This window comes from Sphingopyxis sp. GW247-27LB (assembly GCF_002277025.1).
In the GTDB taxonomy this organism is placed as follows: domain Bacteria; phylum Pseudomonadota; class Alphaproteobacteria; order Sphingomonadales; family Sphingomonadaceae; genus Sphingopyxis.
This window is the reverse complement of the sequence record NZ_NIWD01000019.1, coordinates 130,683-156,995: the sequence shown is the minus strand read 5'-3', so window position 1 is coordinate 156,995 and position 26,313 is coordinate 130,683. Positions and strand designations below refer to the sequence as shown.

The window sequence follows — 26,313 nt, the reverse complement described above, 5'->3', positions numbered from 1 at the left end:
ACCTGTATAATACCAGTTTACCTTGATCCGCAAGGCAGATATATTCGCGGCATGACCCATCTGCGCGACATGCTTTCGAATTTCCTTGGCGACCGACTGATCACCGCTGAAACCGCGCGCGTCGCCTATACGCAAACCGAGGGTCACCATCCGGGCGAACTTCCGGCACTGGTGGCACAGCCCGTGTCGATCGAGGAGGTTCGCCAGCTAGTTCGCGCAGCTGCCGCGCAGGGCGTCCCGATCGTGGGTTATGGTGCCGGCACTTCTCTCGAGGGGAACGCGGCCGCCGTCACATCGGACACGCTCGTCGTAGATTTTTCGCGCATGAACGAGATAGTCGAGATTTCCCCGGAAGATCTACTTGTCGTGGTTCAGCCGGGCGTAACGCGCGAACAGCTCAACGAGGAGCTGCGCACCACAGGTCTCTTTTTTCCGGTCGATCCCGGGGCGAACGCAACCATCGGCGGGATGATCGCAACCCGGGCGTCCGGAACGACGACTGTACGTTACGGCAACATGCGCGACAATCTGCTTGCCCTCAAGGTCGTTACGGCAACTGGCGATCTGATCCAGACGGGGACCCGGGCCCGCAAATCGGCGGCGGGCTACGACCTTACTCATCTCTTCGCCGGATCCGAAGGCACTTTGGGCCTAATCGTGGAGGCGACCCTGCGCCTTCATGGGCAACCCGAACAGATCGTTTCCGCAAGCTGGGATTTCGCCAGCATAGAGGGTGCGGTCGATACCGTGATTCAGACCATCCAATCTGGGATCGCCATCGCGCGCATGGAGCTTCTCGACACGCGCGCGATGATCGCGTGCAACCGCCAGAGCCATCTCGGTCTCCCCGAATGTCCAACCCTCTTTCTGGAGTTCCACGGTTCCGGCGCCAGCATCTCCGAGCAATTGGAAATCGTTCGCGTTCTGGGAGATGCCAACGGCGGCGGGACACTCAGGTCCGCGACCGCGACGGAGGAACGGAACTTGCTATGGAAGGCGCGGCACCATCTGCTTTGGGCATCGCGGTCAATGGTTCCTGAGGCGCAAGCCTGGATCACCGACATTTGCGTCCCCATTTCGCGATTGGCCGAAGCCATTTCGCGTGCGGAAACGATGATCGAAGCATCGGGGCTGTTCGCTCCGATCCTGGGCCATGTCGGCGACGGGAATTTCCACGTCTTCTTCATTCTCCATCCCGACGACAAGCCCTCGTGGCAAAAGGCGGCGGTCATCAACGATGCCATGATCGATCACGCGCTCTCGGTTGGCGGAACCTGCACGGGTGAACATGGGATCGGCTTGGGCAAGCGCGACTCCCTGCTGCGCGAGAACGGGACGGCTTCCGTCGAGATCATGCGGCAACTCAAGCAGGCGCTCGATCCGGAGGGCATCTTCAATCCTGGCAAGATATTCGCAGCATGATGCCGAAAGCCGCCAGGCCCGCGACGACCACGCCGGCGTCATGCGGACCCGCCTACACCCGCAGCAAAAGGCCGCGGCGTTGAAGCGGTGCCAGCAGCAACCTGCAAAGAATTACCGCAAGAACGGCAAATAGCACCGACGCCCACATGGCCGACAGACCGGACGCCCGAAGCCCCGCGAGCAGGCTGTCCCAGAGCCGGTCCTCGCCGCCCGGCGGAAGGCGCAGCAGGGCGATCAGGAGCATATGGATCACATAGATGGTCAACGCCGCCTGGCCCACGGCGACGAACTGCTTCGCCCACCCATGCGGCTGCAGCACGGGCCAGGCGGCGCGAACCGCAGCGTAACCCGACGCGCCGATCCCCGACGTCACAAGCACGAAACTCGCGGTCCACAAATCCTTGTTGATCGGGATGACGATCGTCGTCAGCAGCCCGGTCAGCACGAGGAGGATGCCGGCGAACGCGAGGCGCCAGATGGGCCTCGGCGCGCTGGCCCAGCGCGCAAGCGCGACGCCAAGGAAACCGCTCGCCATGGAAGGCAGCGTGGACAAAATGCCCTCCGGATCCCAGCTGCCGCGCAATATCAATCCCGGCAGGAGTTGCCGATCGAGCCACCCGCTGATGCCCGCTCCGGGAGCGAGGCTGGCTACAGTATTTTCTGCACCGATGTTCAGCAGAACGAATGTGTGAGTGGCGATGATCGCCAGCCCCAGTCCCAGCGGAACGATCGCGCCGCGCCCGACGGAGACGATCACCGCGCAAGCGAGATATACGATGGCTATGCGCTGCAACACGCCTGCCCACCGCAATTGATCCCAATCGAATCCAGGCCGCAGGCACCAGTTGAGCGCGACGCCGATCGCGAAGAGCAACGCCCCGCGCCGGGCAATCGCACCCCAGGGCATCTGCCGCCGCAAACGTCCATCGAAAGCCAGCGATGCAGAGATGCCGACAATGAACAAAAATATCGGGAAGACGATATCGGCTAGCGTCAGGCCGTGCCAGGCGGCGTGCCGGAGGATCGCTGGTGCCGCGGGCACCAGGAAATTGACCAGCAGCATCAGCATCACATCGACTCCCCGCAGGAAATCGAGCGGCAGGTCGCGGGCGGGCGCCAATCGCGTCATGGCACCAGCCGGTCAGGATCCGCGCATGCCGTCAAATCGCTCTGCGACATCGCGCCATTTCATTTCTCCCCGAGCGCTGCGATGGCCTTGCCCAATATTCCGCCGTTGTCTCCGAGAAGCTTTGCCGCCCCCTCGGGGGTATTGCCTTTTGCGATGAGGACCGCCTTGGAGATGCTGTTTTCGCCCCGTTTGAGGGCAGCCATGGCTTCTTCCTCGGAGCAACTCGTCAGCATCTGTACGATTCCGGCCGCCCGCCGCTGCAATTTCGCGTTCGAGACAATCATGTCGACCATCTGGCCCTGATAGACCTTGCCGAGCTTCAGCATGATAGTCGTCGAGATGATGTTGACGGCGGCCTTCTGGGCCGTGCCAGCCTTCATGCGCGTCGACCCGCTGATGATCTCGCTTCCGGTGCCGAGCAAGATGGGGTGCAGCGCGGCTTCGAGGATCGGCGTCGATGCATTGTTCGCGATCGCGATCGTAAGCGCCCCGCGCGCCCGCGCAACCTCGATTGCCCGCAAAGTGAACGGAGTACGCCCGCTCGCCGCCACCGCTACCACGACATCGGCCGCGTTCACGGCGTGCTCGGCAATCTGCCTCTCGGCATCGGCAACATCGTCTTCGGCACCTTCGGCGCTCTCGATGAGTGCCGGGAGCCCGCCCGCCAGAAGATACAGCAATCGCTCTTCCGGCCAGCCGAAGGTAGGCGTCAGTTCGACACCGTCCTGAACCGCGACGCGGCCGGATGTCCCGGCGCCGACATAGATCAGGCGTCCTTGCGAAGACAAAAGCCGCTGCGCGGCCGCTGCGCACGCCGCGGCAATCGCATCCGCTTGGCTGTTCAAGGCTTCGATCGCTTCTCGTTGCCCCTCGATCATTGCGGTCACGGCGTCGATCGTCGGCCAATTGTCGATTTCGGCATAACGTGGGTCAATCGCTTCAGTACCCGGCATCTGTGCTTCTCTCTTTCTTGTTCGCGTTGCCGATGAGGCAAACCAGCGTGGAAACTGTCACGCCAACGCACAAGTGCCACGGGAAAGCGATTTTCTTTAGTGCTTCGGGCAAGCCAAGCACGTCGATCGTGAACGGTTGAAACAGCATGACGACGATGAAGCCGACCGCTAGGGCCGCGATGACCGACGCCGTTGATCCGCGCTTTGAAAACACCGCTGTTATATAGACTCCTAGCAATCCTGAATAGGCGAATGCCATCACTCCTAGGACAAATTCGAGCAGGGGAATGTCGCTGTATCGCTGCCAATAGAAGCAGACGATGGACATCAGGAAGAGGAGGACGCCCAGCAAAACTGTCGCAAGCCGCCCCGCGAGGATGAAGTGACGCTCGTCGCGCGGTCTCTTGCGCTCGATGAAAGGACGGTAGAAGTCGTTGATTGCTACGGCGGCCATTGAGATCAGGCCCGAATTGATGGCGGCGGCGGCGATGACGCCAACCGTTACGAACCCACGCAACCCGGGCGGGATTTCGCTCAGGATGAAGCTCATGAAAACGGTGATTTTTTCGCCCTGGAATGTCGGCGCGATCTGTCCCGGGATGGCCGCCATCAGGTCGGGGCGTTCATAGAAGATGTAGAGCAGCGAGCCGATGAAGAGGAAGATCAGGATGACGGGGATCGATGCCAGAACGGACCAGTAGAGGGCGCGGCTGCCCTGTTTCGCCGAATCGCAGGCGAGCAGGCGCTGCGTCGTATCTTGGTCGAGACCCGAATTCGCCGCGTTGATCAGGACCATCCCCGTCACTGCCGCCAGAACCGAAAAGGGCGTGCCGAGGTCGAGCGTCCAGTCAAGGACCTGCAACTTGCTCGCTCCGGAGGGAGGATGCGCAAGCGCGGTATAGATATCGGCGGCCGGCGCAGGAATCTTGGACAGCAGGAACAGGACGACGAAGATCGCCGCTCCGACATAAAGCACGACTTGGACCAGGTCGCTCCAGATCACAGAATTGAGGCCGCCCATAAAAGTGAAGGCGAGGCCGAAGACCAGCAAAACAAACGAGGCGATGATGATATGCTCGGGCGCGACGTCGAGGAAGAGGATCATCGAAACGGCGATCGCAGCAAGATAGAGGCGCGCCCCGCTGGCAAACACCCGCCCGACCAGATACATGGCGCCTGCCGCTCGGCGAGCGGCCGGGCTGAACCGGGCCTCGAGCAGTTCATAGACGGTGGTGGCGCCCATCGCATAAAAGCGCGGCATCAGGATGGCGGCAACAAGCCACGCGCCGATCAGCGCGCCGATCACGCTCGTCAGATAGGTATAATTGCCCCTGAAGCTATTGTCGGGGACCCCCAGAAATGTTGCTGTCGATTGCACGGTCGACAGAACCGACACCGCAACCAGCCATGTTGGCGCGCGATGGCTGGCCAGAAAATAATCATCCGCATTCTGCATGTTGCGCCGCGTTGAGGCATAGCCGGCGATAGCGAGGATCAGGACATATCCGATCAGAATCGACCAATCCAGCGAAGTAAATTGTAACGTGTGCATAATGTCCCCGGATGGCGGTGAGGCGCGGACGTCAGACCTGAGAAATCGTCTGATGCGCCGCGCCTTGGACAACTCGCCCTGGTGGAATGGAGGCTAGGTGTCTACAATGCCTCCACTCCACGCCCTCACCGCCTTAGGGTGACGGAGAAGCCAAAGGTGGTTCCCAGCACGTCGTAAGTATCCGGGAATGTATTGTATGCCCCGGGATTGACCGGTAGCGGCGGCTTCTTGTCAAAGAGATTGTCGATCCCGAAGGCTAGGGTCAGCCCCTCGACGGGCGGACGAACCGCCAGGTTCAGGTCGAAATAATCATAAGCAGGAATCCGACCGGTGCTACCCGCGGTCGAATCGCGAACCGATCCGATGCGTTTCCATCCGAACTGGACCGTCAACGGCTTGCTGTCCCAGGTGATCGTAGCGCGCGACCGGAAATCTGGTGCAACCAGCGTCACAAGGTCCGATGAACAGGCAGCGCCATAGGTTCCCTTGCAATCGACGGGAGTTAGCGCGGCGTTACGCTGGATCGAATATTTGGTGACGATGCTCGCCGTATAGCCGAGGGTGAGCCGGCTCTCCGGCGGACCGAAATCGAGATCGAATCCATAACGGAAGTCGATGTCGATGCCTTGCTGCTTGATAAGCGCAAGGTTTCGATCATCGACAAAGGCATTGAGGATGTAACCGGTGGTTGGATCCCTGGTTACTGCGGCGCAGAGTGGATTGCCCGGCGTTGGATCGGTAATGTAGCAGCTCGTAAGCGCATCGACGGGTTGGATCTGGCCGACCGCGTTGCGAATATCGATCTTGTACCAGTCCACCGAAAGATTGAGACCACGCAGGAAGGTCGGGGTGAAGACGCCGCCAAGCGTGTAAGTTTTGCCCCTTTCGGCTTCGATGTTCGCGTTGCCACCGAAGAAATAGCCGCCCTGCAGATTTGCGGGGTTGTTGGAATCATAGGCTCCCCGATATCCCTGCGCCGTACATTGCGTGATCGTCGCCGAATTGGTCGCGCCCACGCACGGATCCCCGGCATAGCGCGGAAAAAGACGTGCAACCGTACGTAGATTAGCGAAGGGAATCGAAAAGACTGGGTTAGCGAATTCGCCAATATTGGCGTCGCGAATGACGGTTTGGCGCGTGCCGCGCAGCCGTAGGTCGTCGGAGACGATCCAGTTGATGCCAAGCTTGTTCGTATCGTAGCGCCGGTCGGCGCCCACCGATTTTTCATACCAGGATCGACGATACGCGCCTTCGACGGTCAGCTTTTGGACCAGCGGTAAATCCGACAGCAAGGGGACGATTAGTTCGCCGAACAATTCGTTCACCTTGACGAAGGGCGGAACCAGCGGCGCCGATTCGGTTCCCTGGTTGAACGACGTCCCGAGGTCAGCGCCATAGACAAACCGGCCGGTTTCTCGGCGGAATTCATAGCCTGCGGTGAAGCCGATCGGTCCTGCCCATCCAGCGAAGAAGTCGCTCGTATCGCCGGCAACATAGGCGGATGCCACCTGCTGCGTGCGTTTGCGGTTGCCGAAATTGAAATCGCGCAGCACGCTGGTGAAGTCACCGCCCGGCCCGAAGATGTCGGTCGTGTTAGCTAGGCCGGCAAAGGCGGACCGCGTCCCGTCGCCCTTGACGACGATCGATTCCTTGGACTGGCCATGCTGATAATAGGCATCCCAGCTGATTGCAGGCGTGATGTTGCCACGTAGCCCGATCAGGCCCTGGATGGTTTCGCGATTGTTCTGCGCATAGGTCACACCGAGTTCGCCGAGCGAGCGCCGGACGTTGACGGTAGCGAAACCGTTGACGAAGGTCAGCCGCGCCCGCGCTTGGGGGTCGAGGAATGGATTATTCTCGGCGATCTGGACGTTGATCCCATTGGCCCCTGTGGTCGGAGGATTCTGCCCCGACCGGCTGCCGCCGCGCGTCCGCAGGTCGGAGTACATCAGGCGGCCATAGAGCTCGACATTGTCAAACACGTCATATTTCAGAAAAGCGCTCGCGTTGATGCGCCGCAACGGCTGGACGAGCAGGAAATCGGGGGTGTAGTCGGTCGATTGCGGCGTCAGCGTGAAATTGCCCAACGCATCGTAGGAAAAGGTCCTACCGCTCGCCACGTCGGTGAAATTGCCGCCGATCGGCAACGTCGCCACGCCGCGCCGCGCAAAGGCGCGGTGCGCGGCCAGCAGTGGGTCGCGCTCGGTGTATTCGCCATAGACCACCAGATTGCCGCGGCCGCCGAGCGACATGCCGCCCATCACATGGCCACCGAATTGCGAAGCTCCACCCGACACCGCTCGATAATTTGCGTTCGCCTGCCACCCTTCAAACGAATCATCGATGATGAAGTTCACGACCCCTGCCACGGCGTCCGCGCCATAGACCGCTGCAGCGCCGCCGGTGAGCACATCGACGCGCTTGAGCAAGGGAGCCGGGATCGAGTTGACATCGACCGCATTGCGGAAGCTGAACGGAATGGCGCGCGTTCCGTTGATCAGTACGAGGGTGCGGTTCTGCCCGAGGTTACGCAGGTCCAGGGTCTGCGCGCCGAATGCGTCGCTGCCCACCGATGTCGAGTTCACGCCGCCCGCGAGCTGCGGCATCTTGACCGAGAAGTCTTCGATCGTGACCGCCCGTTGAAGCGAAATCTGCTCACCCTCCACCGCGCTGATCGGGCTGGTGGAGGTCAGGCCGGGCGTACGGACACGCGTGCCGGTGACGATGATGTCCGTCTCCGCGCGCGCTTCGCTCGTTGTGCTATCGGTTTCTTGCGCAAACACGGCACTTGCTGACATGAGCGCAATCGCTGAAGCTATCGCCGACCCGCAACGCAGGAATCCGCCTTTTATCCGTCCCATTTTGCTCACTCCCCTCTTCAAACCTGTCTCGACAATAACACAGTTATATACCATTTCAATACCAATATGAGCAGCTATGCTGAGCATCAATTCCATTCGCTTGCTCATCTCGTGTGACGAGTCGAGATCCCGGCGTAGGCGTCTTATTTGGATAGGGTTTATCCCGCTCTGCATCTACGGTTCGTTGAACGCTAACCGTAGATTTTGTGTCATAGGCAGACATGAGTGCGCGACGCCTAAACACCCTCCAATGGCCTCGCCACGCTTTAGGTCATAGGTTAGGTTCGGCAGTTGGTGTTAAAACTGATACCAGTCGAAGGGGAAAACGGTGAAAGGCCGATCGCCATGCGCCCTGAGCAAAGCCATCTCGCAAGCCGCGCCGATCCCGAAATTGTCCGGCTTGAGGGAAGAGGCGGCCGTGACCAGCGTGGCCCAGTCCACCGCCCATCATCCGATCCGCGAACTCTCCAGTAAAATGGGTGCCGTAGTTCTGGATCGGCGACCTGGAGTCGAGGAAACCATATCGTGCGGACAGCACGGTGATTTTCAGCATCTTGCGATCGCCCGCATGGCAACGGACCGTTTGCCAAAGCGGTCCGTCATAGCGGTCGATGGCGGGCATATAGCCGTCATCTTGCCGCTTTGTCGCGGAACAGGCGAGGATGAGCAACCGATGGGCTCGAGGTGGAAGCGCACTCATCGATCAAGCCGCAATCGGCAGACCTGAGGCGGCATGGGCATGAATCCAGTCGGTTGCAGCCTGTGCCGCCGCCGCGGCGCGAAATATCGCGCGCGTATCGTTCCCGAGCATGTTCAACCAGCTGGCAACATATGCTGCGTGGTCCGGCCTTGGCGAATAGCCCAGACCAAGGTCGGCCATCAAGAAGCTGGCGCCGATCTCGGCAACCAGCTCTTCGCGGGCCCGGATGGTCCGATCCTTGAAATAGTCCCGAAGCGTTTCGCGGGCGAGGCGCTGCGCGCTTCCCGTCGAATGAACGATTTCATGTCCGAGCGTCGAAATGAAGTCTTCGTCGCTGTCGAAGGCTTCGCGGTCGGGCATGTAGACGCGGTCCTCATCGGGCCGAAAATACGCGTCCCAAGGGCCGTAGTGCACAGGGACGCCAACGCTTTCGAGGAACAGTTTCGCAGAGGCGGCTGTTTCGCCGATCGGCCGTGCGCTTGCCAGTGTCCGTTCGGGCGAGCCATCGACCTGCGATTGGTTGAAGACGACAAAGCTCCGAGCAAAGAAGCGGGCGCTGCGTTCCTCGCCATCGGAATCCGCCGACGTGGGTTCGTCACGCTCCTGCTTTTTCCACAGAATGACGTGCGTACCGGTTTCGCCGCGGCGCACCTGTGCGCCGACCTCAGTCCACTGACGGTAGGTAGCCCAAGTGCCGGACTGAAAACCGTGAGCTTCGGCCGACGCCCAAAGGACGAGACGGTTGATGCCGGTATATGCGCGTCCGACAGCACTGGTCGGCCGCATCACCGTCCCGCCGTCATGGTGCCAGGGCATACGCCACTGGCCGGCGCCGGCGTCGATCGCAGCGGCTAGCTCGGCGGTGATGGTTTGATAGATATCGTGACGAGGTTTCATGTCGCTGGTCCTTTCTGAAGCTGCGAGCGGTGCTCGCCGCCTCCTCCCCCACTTTCCTCCCTTCCCGCGCTCGCGCGGGAAATGTCGCGGGGCGACGTGACGTCTTCGGAGGTGATCACCAGCGGGGGAATCTTGAATTCGGCGGCGGCGAACCAGGCGCGCAGCGTCGAGATGTGTTCATGTGCTTTGACAGTCTCGCTGGTAGCGACGACGTTCCCATCGTTGTCCGCCGGATAATCTTCCACGGGACCGCGCCCCGTGAAAACGACACGTTCGGCGCGCCAGCCTCCCGGATAGCCGGCGCACGTCCGTGTGAACGGAAGGCCGCGATCCTCACACCATTCTTCCAGAGCGCCGAAACGCCCGCCGATCGCTTGATGGTCGAACAGGCGAAGTGGCTGGCCTTCACTTCGAAGTTCTGGCGAGAATTCCTCTCCATCCTCCTCGCGGGAAAGACCCTCACAGACGATCAGATGACAGAGCGTGATAAAGTCGTCGGCGGACACGCGGCCGCCGATGACGATCGATGCAAATGCACAATCGGGCATCTTGTTGACTCCAATAGAGAAATTTCAGAATGTCGACAGCGGCGCGGAGGCAGGCTTCCAACTGGAAGTCGAGACCCTTGCTTCCGCGCCGCCCAGCGATGCCTCAGGCTGCGTCGGCCAAAATGGCCTCGGTCTGGTCGACCTCGTTCACGGCAGGGTTGGCCTCGTCGGCTTGCTCGTCATCAGCGTCATCGATGGCAGGTTGCTCTTCGCTGCTGTCATCGTCGACCAGCGGCGCTTCCGGTTCATCCGGGGTCCCGGCAGCGCGAAACATCATGACGTCCGGGATCCAGCTCTGCGCCCGCGCCTTCACCTCAGGCGTGACGATGGCTTCGCCGGCGCAGAGTTTTGCGGCCGCAGACGATAGGGCGGCCTTCTTTTCGCTGGCGTAGCGACCCGGAAGCTCGGGATCGAGCTTGCCCAGGATCGACAGAATCTGCGGCTTGCGGATCTTGTCGAAGAAGACATCCGCGCTCGGCCGCCAGTGTTCGGCGGTATCGATTTCGAGCAGCGCGCCAAGCTCGGATTGGAAGCGGTTAGCGCGATCGCCGCTGGCGAGGCTCGCCTGAAGGCTTTGACTGACGGCAAACGCAAGCCATGCTGCCTTGTCCGTTTCGTCGAGTTCGCGGAACGCCATGAACGCGCTGAAACTGTCGTCGGCGCCTGCCCAATCGCACGGAAGACCGGAGCGGACCGCGTCGAGGCCATCTTGTGCGGCCGTTGAATGGGCGGCGGGGACGCCGGCGGGGTCAAAGAGCTCGCCGATCGTCACCATGACGCCGGTGTCGTTGTAAGCGGCGTGGCCCGTAAATTTCCGCGCGAGGCGGAAGATGGTCAGATCGAGCGCGAGTGCGGGATCATGGGCGATGTGCAACGCCAAGACGTCGCGCCGTTCCTTGGCAAGCTGCTCCTCGAGCGATCGGGGAAGAGCGTCCTCCAGAGCAGCGCGGTCAGCGCCGGTGGCCTTTTGGGACTGCTTTTCGCGCTTGGGCGCCTTCGTCGAAAAGTAGCGGTGCGACGCCTTCGGAGTGCCATCGGCGGCGAGCAAGAGGAATGTGCCAACGTGCGGCCGTTCGTCCTCCGGAATCACATAGCTGCGTTTATCGATCTCGGTATGCTCGGCGTCCAACGCTTCATTCTCGGCCTCGAGACGCGAAATCACGTCTGGATCGGTTGCATCCTCCAGTTCCTCCTCAATCGACTGCAGCCGCTCTTCGATCGCGGTCATGCGGGCCTGATCGTCTTCGCTCAGTTCGCCACGCCGGATGTAATAGTCGTGCAGGCCTGCGGTCGCCGAATGCGGAACATGCTGGGCGAGGAGAACGCGAATCCATCCCAGTGTGCCGACGGCCATGATGGCTTCGGCAGCTTGCTCGAGCTTCCCGCGGGCGATGTCTTCGGCGATCGGGCGATCAAGCCATTGGCCTTCCCCCTCACCGGCGAAGAGGTCACGTTCAATGCGACCACCGGCGGCGAGATATTCCTCCTCACCGACCAGTTTCGCGACGGCGCTGCTCGCCTCGATCGCGCTCTCGTTGAGATAGCGCCGGATCGTGTGGGGTTGATCGCCCTGCCAGCTATCCTTGAAAACATTCCAGGCGGCGAGCTGCGTGTCGCGATCGGCGGTGCTTCCGTATGCCTTGGCGACGTCGAGGGTAATTTTCCCTTCGGCGAGCGCATCGAAGATCGGCTCGGCAAGATCGGCGAGGCGGAGACGCCCCTGAACGTGACGGACCGTGACGCCCATCCGCCGCGCGAGCTCCTCTTCGCTTTCGCCCTTGTCCATGGCGGCGCGGTAGCCACGGCATTCATCGGCGGGCGACATGGCTTCGCGGATGATGTTTTCGGCCAGACTGATTTCTTCAGCGAGCGCGGCTTTTTCGTCATTGCACACGCGCGCATCGACCATGGCATTCTTCGGCAGTTCGCCGCTTTTGATGAGCTGCGCGATCGCGCGCCAGCGTCGGCCGCCCGCATGAACGTCGAAGAACGACTTCTTGTCGGTAGCCGGGCTGACGATGACGGGTTGTAGAAGTCCATACGCGTCGATCGAAACCGCGAGGGCATCGATACCGGCTTGGGTGAAGGTTTTGCGGGCATTGGCCGGCGAGAGACGGAGCTTGTTGAAAGGAATCGGCTGGTTCTGCATGATGAATCTCCGGTAACAACCGAGACCCGGTTCATGGGCTTAACTCCCAAGGGGCCTCGCCCCCTTCCTTCCCCCTTCCCTCTCATTCCTGGCGCGCCGAAGGCGCGCCATGGCTCCGCGCAGCCCAGGTTATTGCGCGCTTGTGCTATCCTCCTATGGGAGAGCGTGTGGCTGGGAGTTTTGAATCGCTCGAAGAGATCAGGCGAAACCGCTCAAATGTCGCGGTGCGATGCGGATTCTGTGAGCATCGGGGCGTCGTGGACGGCGGAATTTTGTGGCGCTGGTTTGCTCTGCACCACTGGGATAGTCGGCCGACAGACGTCATCGAGCATATGCGCTGCACAATATGCCGTCGCCGACCAGTCGAGGTCGCTGCGACGTTAGAAGCGCCTACAATCGAATTTGGGCCTCGAGATGAGACCGAATGGCAGGAAGTTGTGGCGAGGCTCCGTCATAGGCCGCCCCGCCACCCTGATTGGTAATCAGGTGCGCTTTACCGCTGGTTTGGCAGCACTCCGGGCAGGCTTACGACCGCCACCGCGACCTTTCGTGCCGAGCCCGATTTCTTTTGCCAGCACCCGCCGTTTTTCCGCATAGCTTGGTGCGACCATGGGATAATCGGCAGGCAGTCCCCATTTTGCGCGGTAGTCTTCGGGCGTGAGCCCATAATGGGTCATAAGATGTCGCCGAAGCATTTTAAGCTTCTTTCCGTCCTCAAGACATACAATGTAGTCAGGTTTCACCGACGAACGAATTGAGACCGCCGGCACAAGAGGTTCTTCGGGCTTTTCAGCGGGATGAGATAGTGCAGAGAGTGCGGAATGCACGTTGTTGATTAGAAGTGACAGGTCCGAAATTGCGACACTATTGTTGCCCACATGCGCGGCAACAATATCTGCGGTGAGGGTGAGCAGATCACCCGTATCCTGGGGAATATCGTTCATTTGATTTTTCCTGATGGTTGGTTGCGACCGGCGCCGTAATCCTCACTGGAGAGCCGTCCTGCAAGCAGTTTTTTCATTATACCTGCGAGGTAGGCTGCAGGAAAGCGCCATGATTTGACATTCAATAACTTACAAAGGTGTAAGCTTATAGTGCCGTCAAATGAAGACACATCGACATTTCAAGCACTACCGCGAACCTGCCCGACAAACCGCCTCTATTTTCGGCGACCCATTCTTCCTGAACTATCTTCCGATCGCCGGTGTCATTTAGCCGATAGCGCCGAGACAATGTCGGCAGCTCGCGACACCGGAATGAACATACGGGTCTTGAACTGGATGATTTCTGTGAAACAGCCATGGGCTTTCAGCGATGGCAATGACCGCGGATCGAACCCGTTGAGCTCGAGGCGCGATTCTCCGTTAACGCGCCGGCGCTGAAGCGTCAGACCCGTGCTGCTCCCGATCGGGACGGTCTTTCCTTCCCATGCGGCGGCGACAATTTCGGCGGGCGCAAGTTCGATCGCGCCGGCGATACCGAGCTTGCCGAGCAGCGCGTTTACGTCGCCGCGCGGAACTATGCGGCCCAGCAGCGCGCGTCCGTCGGCTGTCACGAGGCGTCGAACCTCAGGATCATCACCAAGCAAGTTCCAGATCGGAAGAAGGCGGCCGACGGCGAGGAAGAAGCGCTCGCGATTGGGATTTTGGCGGAGCCCGTCGCACTCGGCCGTCCAGCAGTCTGCGAAGGTCCCGGCGTCGACCGGCTCCCACATGCTTTCCTCGAGATCCCCGGCGGTGATAAATTGACGGTTCCCGGGGCGGGTGAGCTGCCAGGTTGCAACGGCTTCGCCTGCGTCGGTCAATCGGGTTCGCGCCGGCGTTTGCAACGCAACCTTTCCCGAACGCGCATTGCGCAAGTGGAGTGCCCGCGCGCCGAAACGTTCCGCCAAGGCGGACACGTCCGCCAGCGAGCGCATTTCGCGCTGCCATTCGGCCTCAACGGTGAGGAGCCGTGTTGAGGTCGACGTGTCCGCCCCACCGCGGAGGGTTATCTCGTCGGCGATTGTCAGCTTGTCGGCGCGGATGGTTTCGACGCCGGCATCGAAGGTGCCAGCCTTCTTTGCGGCATCGATGCGGGTTTCGACAAGACCGAGATATTCGTCAAAGATTGCATTCTGGATCGCGATCGGCAGAGCAAGAATGCGGTTAAGCCACCGTTGGATGGGCGGGAGTTTTTCGACCAGCTCGCCTTCATATTCAAGGCGCAAGCCGGTGCGGTGACAGAAATCACCGAAGGTGACGCTGGTCAGTTTGCCGCGATGCAACAGTCGATACCAGGTCAGCAGCGCATCCTTGGCATAGTCGCTTTCGAGATTGTCCATCGGATCGAAGAGATTTTGCCCACCCGTCTGGCGCTGCCCCCGGGTAAGCGCGCCGAGCGCATCAAGCCGGCGCGCGATCGTCGATATGAATCGGCGTTCGCCGCGGCAATCGGTCGTCACCGGGCGAAAGATCGGAGGTTCAGCCTGATTGGTGCGATTAGTTCGGCCCAGCCCTTGAACCGCGCGATCGGCCCGCCAGCCCGGTTCGAGGAGGAAGTGAACGCGGCGCTGCTGGTTTTGGTGATCGAGGCTGGCATGATAGGATCGGCCCGTACCGCCTGCGTCCGAGAAAACGAGGATGCGCTTGGCGCCGTTCATGAAGGCGTCGGCATCAGCCATGCACGCCGAAGGCGAGCGGGACTGCAACTTCTGACTGCCATCGGGAAGGCGCACGAGACGTTTTGTCCGTCCGGTCACCTCGGCTACGGCGTCGGTACCAAATCGCTCGATGACGGCATCGAGGGCGGGCGCGATCGGCGGCATAGCGCCAAGCAGCTCGAGAGTGTCCTCGCGAATTCGCAGCGCCTCCTGACTATGCACCGGATTGCCGTCGGCGTCGGACAATGGGCGCGACCGTTCATTGCCGTCGTCATCGCTGACGATTTCCATCGCCCGCGTGGGAAAGGCGGCCTGAAGATAGTCCATCACGAGCTCGCGAGGCGAGAGGTCGAGCGCCAGCTCCGCGCGATCTGCGGGATCGAGATCGGCGAGGCGGCGCGAGAGCAGGGCTTCGCTTGTCGTGACGAGCTGGATGACGGCACTCTGGTCGGACTGCAGAGCGACATCGATCGCGGGGAGCAGGCTTGGCAGTTTCATTGCGAGAAGGAGCGCGGAGAAGAACCGCTGTTTCGCACTTTCGAAGCGTGATCGTGCGGCCGACAAGGCTTGGCCGTTGAGGGTAGCGCCAGTCAGCCGGTCGACGACGCTGGCGGCCGCAAGCGCCTCTTCCATATTCCGATGAATGATCGCCCAGGCGTCCGCATAGGTGTCGAAGTCTCTGATCTGCCCCGGCGTCAGCTCATGCTCGAGGATGTCATATTCGACACCGGCGTAGGAAAGCGCGCGCGCGGTATAGACACCCATGGCCTTCAGCTCGCGCGCGACAAGCTCCATCGCGGCAACGCCGCCGTCACGAATGCGCGCGGTAAACGCCTCGCGGTCGACAAACGCCGTGCCCTCGCCCCATAGGCCAAGCCGTGTCGCATAGGCCAGATTGTTAACGTCAGAGGCGCCCGTAGCGGAAGCGTATATGACGCGCGCGCGGGGCAAGCGGTTCTGAAGCTCGACCCCGGCAATGCCTTGCTGAGACCCCGATGTCGCTCCGAATCGCCCTTCCCCACCGGCGACGCCGCCCATGGCATGTGCTTCGTCGAACAGGAGCAATCCGTCGAACTCGTCGCCGAGCCATGTCAGGATCTGGTCAAGTCGGCGATCGCCACCAGCTTCGCTTCGCAAGGTGGCGTAGGAAGCGAACAAGATGGAATCGCCGATCTCGATCCCGGCGCCGGCACGGACACGGCCCAAGGGTTGAATGTCGAGCGGCGTCCCGCCGAGCGCCTGCCAGTCGCGGCGGGCGTCCTCAATCAGGGCGCTGCTATCGCTTAACCAGAGGTGGCGCCGGTTACCGCGAAGCCATTGATCCATGATGATCCCCGCGATCTGGCGTCCCTTCCCTGCCCCGGTTCCGTCACCAAGGAAGAAGCCCTGGCGATAACTTTGACCTTCGGCGTGGGGGATGAGGGCAAGGCCCTTATCCGGCAGGCGATAGCGGCCCGGGAGGTCGATGTCGGTCGCGGCGAGTGCGTGGACGATCGTCTCGAGCTGGGCCGCGCTCAAGACCTTGTCGTCGAGCACCCGTTTGGGAAGCTGCGGCCTATAGTTCGGCGCCGGTAGCGCGACGGCCGCCATCGCGGCAGACTCGACCAGCGGGCTCGGGTGCTCGGAAGGGTTGTCGAATTCTAGGCGCTGACTGCGCCATGGAACATATAGGGCGGCATCATCATGGGCCGCGGCGACGGGATCGTGAACCCGATAATCGACAGTAGCTATCTCGAAGCTCGGAAGCGGTCGCGCGGCCCGCGGGAAAGACTTGGCGGGGACTGCTCGGAACGCACCAAATAGCGACGCAGGCTTCGCCGCCCCCGGCGGCGGCGGCAGGGGAGCCGGTTGAATAACCGCGCGGGGCGGGACTTCGCGAATGGCTTCGAGAAGGCTGCGAACCGATGCCCGGTTGATTGTCGAGGGCGGGCGCCGGCCCCCGGATCCTTTGTCGGCAACGATAATGCGTACCGCGACCGATGTCCCCTTCCCTGTAAAGCCCTTGTCGAGCCGGAGCATCAACCGGACATGGGAACCGGAAACCGCGCGATCGAACAGCGAGCCGTGCTTTCCGCCCGGGTGGAAGTTGTCCGGCATGATGGCGACGACACGGCCGCCGGTCTGAAGGGCAGCGAGCGCAGCGGCGAAATGGCGGTGAGCGGCGAACGGGTCCACGGCGCCGGCTGCGTTGCGAGCGAACGGCGGATTCATTATCACGACAGTCGGTGCGACCGATACGTGCTGATTGATCTGAGCCGCGTTGAATGACGTGACGCTGATTCCGGGAAACAGGTGTCGGAGCAGCCCTGCCCTGACCGGATCAATCTCATTGATACAGACAGCTTTGGCGCGATCCGCCCATGTGGCGAGCATTCCCACGCCTGCGCTGGGTTCAAGGACGATATCGTCGTCGCCGATCGCGGCGAGGTGGGACACCAGCCATGCGAGCGCCAATGGGGTGGAAAAATGCTGGGTCGAGATTTGCTCCTCGCTCCGGACCGTTTGCGTCGGGAGCCGCCTCTCGAATTCCTCGAGCTTCTCGACGATCCCTGTTGGCGTCTCAGGAAGCATCATCGAGCGCAGCGCGAGTATCGTTCCGACCTCGATCGCGACGAAGCTGTCGCGTTGCGTCCAGGTTCCGTCGGCCGAGCTACTCCCATACGCTGCGGTCATTGCCTCGGTGGCGAGGCTTCTCGGGAGTGGCGCATCATTCTGAAGCGACTTTGCGATCTGGCACGCCGCAGCATATTGGCGCGCTGCCGCAGCAGGCGCCTGGTCGGTTTCGATGATCATGGAAGGGTCTCCTCTTTCGGGCCAATATTGGCCCCGAAAGCCCCTCCCCTTCTCTCACTCCTTTACGCCGGGCGTTGCTGTCTCAGTGGAGCATTCAGTCATCTATTGGCGTGCCGAAGTAGGCCAGGAGACGCCACGCGAGGTCGGGGTTCAACTCGACGAATTGTCGACGCCCGTCGGTGGTGTCGGCTATTTTGCGAATGAGCCCGTCATCGCACATTCGCTGGACAAGGCGGAGAGCCGTACTCAGCGGCAATGCGGAAGATACGCATAGATCGCCGGTGGCGATCTTTCTCTCTTCGCAATGCTGGATGAAGAGGTCGATCAGCATGTCCCACGCCGGCTCGCCTAAGTATTTCCTAGATCCAACAATATGTCTGCGGAGCAAGCGCCTCCGTGCAGTACGCCTTGCATTCGACAGCGCGAGGTCACGATCAGGAAATCCGGTCGACCGGCCAGAATCCCGGAGAAGGTGGTTTTTGACCATTTCCATGAGGCCGCGGCCATGTGGCCGCTGTCCGATCAGAGCGTGGCCCGATCGGCTGACGACGATGTGTTCGGTGAGCTCGATTCCCAAGTTGCTGGCGAGAGCCGCGAGTCTTTCCGTAGACGAGATATCCGCTTCGCTTGGGGTCGGATCACCACTGGGATGATTGTGCACAAGCACAATCGATGCCGCATCGAGCTCCAATGCTCGTTTGAATATGATGCGTGGATAGAGGATGAGCTGGGCCAGGCTGCCCTGCTGCAGCTGCTCGTCCGTTATGAGACGGCAGGCTCCGTCGAGGAACAGAACCCGAAGTACTTCTTCGGGAAGGCTCCCCATCGAGGTCTTGAGATAGGCAATGAGTTTCGGATCAGTCGGCGTGATAGTCCGGCCCATAAGGCTGGAGCGTAGTGCTTCGACACTGGCGGCGCGTGCCGCGAATATGAGGGCCGCAACGCTGTCTCGGCCTCCCAGGGTTCGCCGGAGAGCCTCGGGCTTCTGTGTCAGGACGCGGTCGAGGCTGCGGAATTCGCAGAGCAGCCGGTCAGCTATCTGAAGACTCTCGGAAGGTGCGACTGCAGCGATGAGGGCTGCCAGGACTGATCGCTGCCGCTCCTCCGCAACCGGGTCTGATGCCTCCAGGTTGCGGCGGCGAGGAGCGGCGGCAGAAGCCAGGAGGCAGCAACCTGCATCGTCAAATAGGCAATCGGATGCATCCCCACGTCCGCCAGCCGGCTGAAGTGCGCCAGAAGTGGCAAAGTCTGCAGGACAGCTGCCACCATCGGCCAGAAGCGATGTGCTGTCATCGCCAACATGAAGGTCAAAAGTGCCGCAATCAGGTCGAGAGCCAGATGGGCGGTATCGACGCTCGCGAACTGCGCAGGGATCAGAAGATGAACCAGCTGGTCGACGACGAGCATGCCCAGGAGGATTGTCGCCATCACACGTTCGGGGCCCCCTCCCTTCCATAGCGCGTAGGCCGAAGCCATCAGCAGCAAGATCAAGAATATGACTATCCGCAACATTCTTCCTCGAAATCATGCTGATGGCTCCCAGTCAAGTTTCAGGCGACAAGGGCAAGCTGCGCGCCGGTTGCTTTGGCCTGATTTGGGCATTCGTGCACATCAAGACCCGCGGTCTCCTGCGCGATGTCCGCGAGCTCGCCATGGACACGCAAGACGTCACCGCTTACCTCGACCAGCGAAAGCTGAGCCTTTGCGAGACGCATGATCGATGCCTGGCCGGCCTTGGGCGCCACGCCAACGCGCTGCCGGGCAGTGACGACGCTCGTCATAAGGGTCGAGACGGCGATGAGGGCGCTGTCGAGGCTTGCTTCGGCAAGGGGAACGTCCTGCTGAAGTCGCAGGGTCATTGCTTTGAGATTCTCAGGCATAACTTCTCCTTCCCCGGAAGCGAAGGACTTCCGGGCATTTGTTGGCGTTGCTTTTCAAAAGTTCAGCCGGAGACGAGCCGGGTCAGAGTCTCGGAAATTCCCAGACTTGCATGAACGACAAGCAGCAAAGCGACCAGCATCGTCATCATGAGCGCGAGGCGCGCCAAACCTTTATGATCTCGTCTCCAGATGAGCCCGAGCGGATCGGAAAGTCCTTCCACCGGTCCATCCGTGCTCCGAGCGGCGACTGCCATGTCGGTCAGATGGATTACGGTCGAGGGGTCTCCCTCCGCGAAGTCAGATGGCACTATTTCCGTCCTGTCGGGAATGTGTATCGGATCATATGTGATCCGATCATACTTTTTCTTGAGGCGTGCGTACTCGACTGCAGCCTGATCGCGCGTATCGACACCAAGGATGGATCGAGCCTTTGTAAGGCGCTGGTCGACCGTCGGCTTCGCCAGGCCGATCATGCGCGCGATCTCCTTGGAAGTTTTTCGTTCGAGCAGCGGGTCGAGGCAGGCGCGGTGTTTGTTCGTCAACCGCGACCAACGCTCGAAGTCGGCCTCATCGCTCACGAGAGCACCCGGCAACCTGGCGAGCCGGAAATTCCATGGTGGCCCTTCCGACCCCACGGCATAGCGTCGCCGCCCCATCGGAATGGGACGAACCATTAGCGCGCAACATCGCTCGCTCCCCTCGATCGACATTCGATCGTTATGGTCCGAAACATCGCGCGAGGCGGTTGATCCGGACATCTCTACATCTCTGTTAATAGGGCAAGAAGCCAATATTCGCAAACCGGCGACCCGGGCTTAATGGTGCCAATCTGGAAGTTTAAGACATGATAGGCCAAACATGGACTGTTTTAACTTGCCTACAGGCTGTGGCTAAGCGACACTGTTGGCATCCTTGAACATCGTATAGGGGTTTCGTCATGAGCGTTCACAAGGCTCGTATCGTGTCGGGCGGCAGGCTTCAAATTCCGGCGGACGTGCGTAAGGCGCTCGGGATCGCCGATGGGGACGATGTGCGCCTCGAGGTTGTCGACGGAGAGTTGCGCGTCCGATCATTCCAGACAGCGCTTGGCCGTGTGCGAGCTCTTGTCCGCCACCATGTCCCTGCCAGCGCTTCGCTGGCCGACGAATTGATCGCGGATCGCCGGTCGGAGGCCGCGCGTGACTGATTATGTGCTTGATGCCTCCGCCGTCCTCGCCGTGATTCAGGAAGAGCCTGGAGCGGAGCGGATCGAAGCGCATCTGGACACCGGCTGCATTAGCGCAGTGAATCTGGCCGAGATTGTGGGCAAGCTGCAAGATCGGGGGCTTGGCGACAACGAAATCGATGAGCTGATTGCATTGCTCGACCTCGACACACGCATTTTGGACAAGGAGGGCGCGGTTTTCATGGGCAAGCTGCGGCAATCGACGAAGGTCGCCGGCCTTTCGCTTGGCGACCGGGCTTGCCTTGCGCTCGCACACTCCCTCGGGGCGACGGCTATCACCATGGACCGGGCGTGGAAGGATCTCGAAATCGGCGTCGCCATCGAAGTTGCCCGGTGATGAGACTGCAGCACGCCTATAACGCACGCGGAACCGCATGATGCGTACCGAGATCGACTTCCTGCCGCATCGCAAGCAGCGCGAGCTGGATATTATCGTCGAGATTTTGTTTCAAGGTTTACGCGCCGCGACGGAGAATGCCGTTGGCGCACGGCGTAACGGCAGGATTCTCAAGGTCATCCTTTTCGGCTCTTACGCCCGCGGCGATTGGGTCGAGGCACCGCAGGATGCCAACCAATATCGTTCGGACTATGACATCCTCGTCATCGTCAATCAGAATGAACTCGCAGACCGCGCGACCTATTGGGAGGATGCGGAGCGCCGGATCAGCGACGCCTATCTCCTCGAGAAGGTGATCAAGACGCCGGCGAACTTCATCGTCCATTCGCTTCAGGAAGTGAACGACGCGCTCGCCCATGGCCGTGTCTTCTTCATGGAGATCGTAAAGGACGGCGTCATCCTCTACCAGTCGGACGACAAGGAGCTCGGCAAGCCGAAGCCGAAGACCCCTGAAATGGCTCTGCAGGCCGCGCAGGAGTATTTCGCAGAATATATGTCGGACGCGACTGCGTTCTTCGATGGGTATCGGGATGCGGTAGCACGCGAGCACCTAAGGAAGGCCGCATTCGACCTTCATCAGACCGTGGAGAATCTTTACCAAGGCCTGCTGCTCGTCCTCAAATTCTACACGCCCTACGATCACAATATCCTGTTCCTGCGCGACATGGCCGAGCAATTGGATCGCCATCTATATGATGTCTGGCCACGCGGCACCCGCGCCGAGCGGGCAATGTATCAGAAGCTCAAGGACGCTTATCGGAAGGCGCGATACTCGCGTCACTATAAGATTTCGCGCGAGGAGCTGGACTGGCTGTCGGGCCGCGTCGAGATCCTCGGGCAGCGTGTTCATGAGATCTGCTCGGCACGGATCGCCGCGCTGGAGGCTGAAGCAAAGGCATAGCTGTAGCGCCGCGCCCCGCCAGCCGATCGTTGCCGGAACGGACGAGACCCGGAACGGGGCTCGGTCGAAGCGAAGCGGAGATAGAGCGGCGATCCCGAAGGGAGGCGCCCCTCCCCCAGCCAACATCGCTGCTCCGCGTGAGAATTGTCGAGGACGCAGACATCTGCCGAAATGCTCCACGACTTGGCGTTGTCTGCTCGGCATGTCGGCGCTAGCCTGGCCAGGATTTCTGCCTGGCGGAGAAAAGGGGATCGGTCCTTGGAACCACAATGGCTCACCTACGGGAAACGGCTTCAGAGCATCGCTTCGACGGGGCTCCACTTCACGCGAGATCGGTTCGACCGGGAACGCTATGAAGAGATCGCCACGATCGCCAACGAGATGCTGTCCGCTCTCGGCAATGTCCCGATCGAACGAATCTCAGATCTCGTGCCGGATTTTGCGCGCGGATATGCGACACCCAAGGTGGACGTGCGTGGGGCGCTCGTCGAAGAGGACATGATACTTCTCGTGCGCGAGGAATGCGATGGATTGTGGACGCTACCCGGCGGCTTTGCCGACGTTGGTCTCTCCCCTGCTCGCAATATCGAGAAGGAGATGAGAAAAGAGGCCGGGTTGAAGGTTTCAGCCCGGCGCCTATTCGGCGTTCGACACAAAGCCAGTTCAAGCTATCCCGCCGACGTCCGCGACTTTTACAAAATGTTTTTCCTGTGCGACCGGACTGATAACGCCATTCCCGAACCGGGTCTCGAAACCATCGAGGCGCGTTTCTTCGGGATCGACGATTTGCCGCCCTTGTCGAGAGGGCGGACGATCGAGGCCGACATTCACGCCGCCTTTGCCTATGCCACCGATACGACAAAGCCTGCATTCTTCGACTAAGGTTGGCTCGATAGCAATATGACTGATCAAATCGCCCGGATTCGCATCACGCTCGAAGACATGAAGCCAGCCATCTGGCGCCGTGTCGAGCTGCCCGTGACCAACAGCCTAAAGACGCTGCATCTTGCGATCCAAGCCTGCATGCTCTTCGAAAACTATCATCTGTTCCGCTTCGAGGTCGGCGATGCTGCCTATGGCATCCGCTTCCGCGACGATGATGCGTACATGATCCGCACCCGCGACGCCGCCAATGTACGCATCGGCACGCTCGTCGAGCGCGGGGTCACCAGCTTCATCTACACCTATGATTTCGGGGATAATTGGCGCCATCGTGTGGAGATCGAAGAGGTGACGTCAGCAATTCCCGCAACGGACTATCCTCGCTTCGTCGATGGTGAACGGCGCGCCCCGCCCGAAGATGTCGGCGGCACACCGGGGTTTGAAGACTTTCTCAAGGCCATGGCGAAGCCGCGCCATCCGGAGCGCGCGTCGATGATCCAATGGTATGGCGGCGTCTTCGATCCCGCCGATATCAGTCCTGACGAGGTCAACACACGCATGGCCAAGCTCGCCAAGCGACGGGCGCAGGGAAAGTTGGCTAACGCATCCTCCCCATCTCGAGGCGACTGATCGGCGTCGCTTTTCTCGCTTGCACCATAGCTAAGAAGCGGACCGTCTTCTCTGAGGCGTTAGCTATCTACTTTGTCCGAGTTCAACCCCGCCATAAACTGTGGGGCTCCATCTGTGATACACACCCAGGGAGCCTTCGAACCGACATATATATGTGCGGCATAACCTCGAAACCCCGGATCGTCGTCTAGCAAGCCAGCGGGGATGAAGAATATTTTGCCATCCCGGTCGGTGTGAGGCGTTGGGCTACCGCAAGTTCTGCAGAAGCTGGAGCGCCATCCATTTTGGCCGGGGACTTCGTAGGTCCCAATATTGTCTTCGCCTTTTATCCAGCGGAAGCCATTTCTTGCGGTATAAAAAACGGCGTTGCCGTCGGTTCCAGACACTTTTCGGCACTTTGAACAGTGGCATTGCCCAGCTGGTCCAAATTTTCCTTCGACGACAAAGCAAATTTGTCCGCAAAGGCAAGAGCCATGAATTGGTTCGGGCATGACGACCTCCTGTATGTCTGGCACGAACCGACACTACCGAAGCTCGGTATGCACGCAATCGATCATCTTCTGACCAACAGATTTCTCCCGCCAGACGAAAATCACATCGATTTGGGCCGGCGCTCTTCGCCGGAGTCATCTCGGCTCATCCGCGGTCGGTTTGCGGGGCCAGTTGTCTTTCATCGCCTTCCAGCGGCCTGCTTCATCCAGTTGGGCAGGATCGGTCGGCATCTCGTTCTTTAACCAGAAATTGAACCATGCGAGATTTCGCTCATAGACTGCCAACCGGTGCGCGGGTTGCCATTTGATGTGATCTTCGTCCGGAAAAATATAGAGATCGCTGGGAATCCCTGCTTGAACTAACGCCGTGTGGCTACCGACCATCGCTAGATACTCATTGTCCGCAGCCTGAAAAAGGAACGGAAATCTCACGCGCCGGGGATCAAGGGTGATTGAGATCTTCGACCAGAACCCGGGGTTCGCGTCCGCGAGGCGAGGCCACCCGCTTTCGTGATAGTTCTGCGCGATCATTGGCCCTAAGATCGCGTCTTGGAAGGGCTCCCATCCACAGCCCGAGACTGACCCAGCTGAAAAAAGCTGGCTGTTTACCGCGGCAAACTGAACTGTGGTGCATCCGTCGCTCAGTCCGGAGATTCCGATACGTTGCGGATCAACGAGACCCTTGTCGATCAGTCGACGGGTGGCGATCTCGATCGCCGATATAATACTCCGTCTACCTCTGAAATCGTCGTTGAAGGCTGCTACGAGTTGCTCGATTGATTGTCTTCTCCCGACGATATCTTCATACGTCAGATTGTCGACGCTGAGAATGAAGTAGCCTCTTCCGGCAAGCGTTTGGATCGGCACCTCGTCCCCGATACCCCCGCGAAGGAATCCCTTGGTCCGATATTGAACGATCACCATCGGGTAGCGGCGGCCAGGCTCGTACCCGACTGGATAAACAAGATCCCCATAAAAGGGCACGTTTTCAGCGTTGAGCCAATTCAACCGCTCTACGCGCCCGAGCGATAGGTTCGAGAACTCCGGGTTTGGATCAAATATCTCTTTGATTTGGCCGGTGGCTAGCTGAAGTCTCACGAAATGGCGCGGTCGTCGCGACCGCTCCCGCAGGCAGAGCAAATCATCTGCGATCGGCTGACATTCGATCAACGCGTCGCTGGTGAGGAGAAGGCGTCTAGGTTCACCTTGACCCGGAATCCATTCGTAAATGGCAGTGAGGCTGTTTGCCCAACCCTCGCGGCGCGAGAATCTAATCCTGGTTCCATCGTCATTCCACCAGACTGAAGTGGACCAATCGAATTCGCAGGCCCTGAAATGGCACTGTTCTGACTTTTCGTTACGTTTGGCCGTCAAGCGATAGAGGGGAGGGAAGAGTGGAGTGTCGATGGTTTCCGCCCATGCTTCCGAGCCGCCAGCAGCTCTCGAATACGCCGTGGCGTTTCCCGGAAGACCTCGAGCTACGTCAAACAGACTGGCCTCATCGGCACGCGCCTCTCGTTCCCGCCCCTCTTCAAGATCTACACTCGCCAAGAAGCGATCCGCGTCGGGCGTCTGAGGCCTCGCGCCACGCACCGGAAACGCCCGCGCATCGAACCGCCAGCCCCTCAATCCTTCCCGATCAATCTCAGCTGATTTTTCGGGCAATTTTGGGCGGGACGAATAAACAACCGTTCGTCCGTCCTCGGTAATCCGGAAGTCATCGACATTCACGAGAGAATTCGTGACCTGACTGGCAGCCCCCGTGCCGACATCGACACGCCACACCTGAGTCAAACCATGCTCGCGTTTCAGATATGCGATCCAGCGCCCCGCCGGTTCCCAACGGGGCGTAACTGGCGCGGCAGTTCCAATAGGAAACTTCGCCCACCCATATCTGGGCGGTTCGTCACGGATGAGTTCGCGGCTAAAATCGAGGATCCGAACATTTGCCGGCCTCTCGAGCGAAAGAATAGCCAGTCCGACACAGTACACGTTTTCGCTTGGAAATCCTCGATGGAGGAAGAACGCCACCCATTTTCCGTCAGGCGATATGGTGAACAGCTTTCGGCGGCGGTCTGGCAACGTCGCCGGCCCAATATCACGTAGCTGCGCAAGCAGCTCGGGCGTGACGAGACCGGTACGAATCTCCTTCTGTGCTGGTGGCGCCAATCTCGCACAGACATCGGCGGCGAGCGCGGAATGTGGGAGGACGCCCGCTGCCCCGGCCACCAATGTCGCGGCGAAGCGCTTTGGGAACGACAC

22 protein-coding genes are annotated in these 26,313 nt (G+C 60.3%); 6 read left to right on the top strand and 16 right to left on the bottom strand.

Translation table 11 applies throughout. The features are described 5' to 3' along the window. The first annotated feature begins 51 nt into the window (after window positions 1-51). Window positions 52-1,422, top strand: coding sequence for an FAD-binding oxidoreductase (locus tag CD928_RS22680; protein WP_037511921.1), 1,371 nt, complete (start codon window positions 52-54; stop codon window positions 1,420-1,422). A 52-nt stretch (window positions 1,423-1,474) separates the two neighbouring features. Here the strand turns inward: CD928_RS22680 and CD928_RS22675 are convergent, their stop codons facing one another. From CD928_RS22675 to CD928_RS22610, 14 genes are all read right to left on the bottom strand, one after another. Continuing rightward, window positions 1,475-2,551, bottom strand: a complete 1,077-nt coding sequence (locus CD928_RS22675; RefSeq protein WP_095389384.1) for an acyltransferase family protein — start codon at window positions 2,549-2,551, stop codon at window positions 1,475-1,477. A 59-nt stretch (window positions 2,552-2,610) separates the two neighbouring features. Beyond that, window positions 2,611-3,504, bottom strand: a complete 894-nt coding sequence (locus CD928_RS22670) for an N-acetylmuramic acid 6-phosphate etherase (protein ID WP_037511919.1) — start codon at window positions 3,502-3,504, stop codon at window positions 2,611-2,613. Continuing rightward, window positions 3,491-5,056 (bottom strand): sodium:solute symporter, encoded by a 1,566-nt coding sequence (locus CD928_RS22665; protein WP_037511917.1) that lies wholly within the window; start codon window positions 5,054-5,056, stop codon window positions 3,491-3,493. The genes CD928_RS22670 and CD928_RS22665 overlap by 14 nt, the downstream gene beginning before the upstream one ends. Before the next feature lie 125 nt (window positions 5,057-5,181). Then, a complete protein-coding gene (locus tag CD928_RS22660) occupies window positions 5,182-8,013 on the bottom strand; it encodes a TonB-dependent receptor plug domain-containing protein (RefSeq protein ID WP_161785621.1) in 2,832 nt (943 codons plus the stop codon). A 175-nt stretch (window positions 8,014-8,188) separates the two neighbouring features. Further along, a complete protein-coding gene (locus tag CD928_RS23565; RefSeq protein WP_176473679.1) occupies window positions 8,189-8,539 on the bottom strand; it encodes a hypothetical protein in 351 nt (116 codons plus the stop codon). 81 nt (window positions 8,540-8,620) lie between these two features. Continuing rightward, entirely contained in the window at window positions 8,621-9,514 is an 894-nt protein-coding gene (locus tag CD928_RS22650; protein WP_095389380.1) for an ArdC family protein, read from the bottom strand. Further along, window positions 9,511-10,062: a hypothetical protein gene (locus tag CD928_RS22645; protein ID WP_052182080.1), complete on the bottom strand. Its 552-nt coding sequence runs from the start codon at window positions 10,060-10,062 to the stop codon at window positions 9,511-9,513. Before CD928_RS22645 ends, CD928_RS22650 begins: the two co-directional genes overlap by 4 nt. Before the next feature lie 103 nt (window positions 10,063-10,165). Further along, complete coding sequence (locus CD928_RS22640) at window positions 10,166-12,211, bottom strand: ParB/RepB/Spo0J family partition protein (protein WP_095389378.1); 2,046 nt, start codon at window positions 12,209-12,211, stop codon at window positions 10,166-10,168. A 482-nt stretch (window positions 12,212-12,693) separates the two neighbouring features. Beyond that, entirely contained in the window at window positions 12,694-13,155 is a 462-nt protein-coding gene (locus tag CD928_RS22630; protein ID WP_095389373.1) for a MucR family transcriptional regulator, read from the bottom strand. A 263-nt stretch (window positions 13,156-13,418) separates the two neighbouring features. Continuing rightward, a complete protein-coding gene (locus CD928_RS22625; protein ID WP_095389371.1) occupies window positions 13,419-17,645 on the bottom strand; it encodes a strawberry notch family protein in 4,227 nt (1,408 codons plus the stop codon). 94 nt (window positions 17,646-17,739) lie between these two features. Further along, a complete protein-coding gene (locus CD928_RS23560; protein ID WP_176473678.1) occupies window positions 17,740-18,528 on the bottom strand; it encodes a JAB domain-containing protein in 789 nt (262 codons plus the stop codon). Between the two features lie 152 nt (window positions 18,529-18,680). Next, complete coding sequence (locus CD928_RS23555) at window positions 18,681-19,136, bottom strand: hypothetical protein (protein WP_176473677.1); 456 nt, start codon at window positions 19,134-19,136, stop codon at window positions 18,681-18,683. A gap of 59 nt (window positions 19,137-19,195) precedes the next feature. Beyond that, a complete protein-coding gene (locus tag CD928_RS22615; protein WP_255247302.1) occupies window positions 19,196-19,525 on the bottom strand; it encodes a hypothetical protein in 330 nt (109 codons plus the stop codon). 62 nt (window positions 19,526-19,587) lie between these two features. Then, window positions 19,588-20,283 (bottom strand): helix-turn-helix transcriptional regulator, encoded by a 696-nt coding sequence (locus CD928_RS22610; RefSeq protein ID WP_255247301.1) that lies wholly within the window; start codon window positions 20,281-20,283, stop codon window positions 19,588-19,590. Window positions 20,284-20,462: 179 nt separating this feature from the next. Between CD928_RS22610 and CD928_RS22605 the strand changes: the two genes are divergently transcribed. The 5 genes from CD928_RS22605 to CD928_RS22585 all read left to right on the top strand — a co-directional run bounded on the left by CD928_RS22605 (window position 20,463) and on the right by CD928_RS22585 (window position 23,560). After that, window positions 20,463-20,711 carry an AbrB/MazE/SpoVT family DNA-binding domain-containing protein gene (locus CD928_RS22605; RefSeq protein ID WP_037514232.1) on the top strand — a complete coding sequence of 83 codons (249 nt, stop codon included), beginning with the start codon at window positions 20,463-20,465 and terminating at the stop codon, window positions 20,709-20,711. Continuing rightward, the gene (locus tag CD928_RS22600) at window positions 20,704-21,087 is read left to right on the top strand and encodes a type II toxin-antitoxin system VapC family toxin (RefSeq protein ID WP_095389365.1); all 384 of its coding nucleotides are present in this window, start codon (window positions 20,704-20,706) and stop codon (window positions 21,085-21,087) included. Before CD928_RS22605 ends, CD928_RS22600 begins: the two co-directional genes overlap by 8 nt. 40 nt (window positions 21,088-21,127) lie before the next feature. Beyond that, window positions 21,128-22,048: a nucleotidyltransferase domain-containing protein gene (locus tag CD928_RS22595; RefSeq protein ID WP_095389425.1), complete on the top strand. Its 921-nt coding sequence runs from the start codon at window positions 21,128-21,130 to the stop codon at window positions 22,046-22,048. A 258-nt stretch (window positions 22,049-22,306) separates the two neighbouring features. Further along, window positions 22,307-22,930 carry an NUDIX hydrolase gene (locus tag CD928_RS22590; protein ID WP_095389363.1) on the top strand — a complete coding sequence of 208 codons (624 nt, stop codon included), beginning with the start codon at window positions 22,307-22,309 and terminating at the stop codon, window positions 22,928-22,930. Window positions 22,931-22,948: 18 nt separating this feature from the next. Then, on the top strand, window positions 22,949-23,560 hold the full coding sequence (locus CD928_RS22585) for a plasmid pRiA4b ORF-3 family protein (RefSeq protein ID WP_095389362.1): 612 nt from the start codon (window positions 22,949-22,951) through the stop codon (window positions 23,558-23,560). 59 nt (window positions 23,561-23,619) lie between these two features. Here the strand turns inward: CD928_RS22585 and CD928_RS24090 are convergent, their stop codons facing one another. Beyond that, the gene (locus tag CD928_RS24090; protein ID WP_095389360.1) at window positions 23,620-24,051 is read right to left on the bottom strand and encodes a GFA family protein; all 432 of its coding nucleotides are present in this window, start codon (window positions 24,049-24,051) and stop codon (window positions 23,620-23,622) included. 135 nt (window positions 24,052-24,186) lie between these two features. Further along, entirely contained in the window at window positions 24,187-26,313 is a 2,127-nt protein-coding gene (locus CD928_RS23210) for an Atxe2 family lasso peptide isopeptidase (protein WP_141237234.1), read from the bottom strand.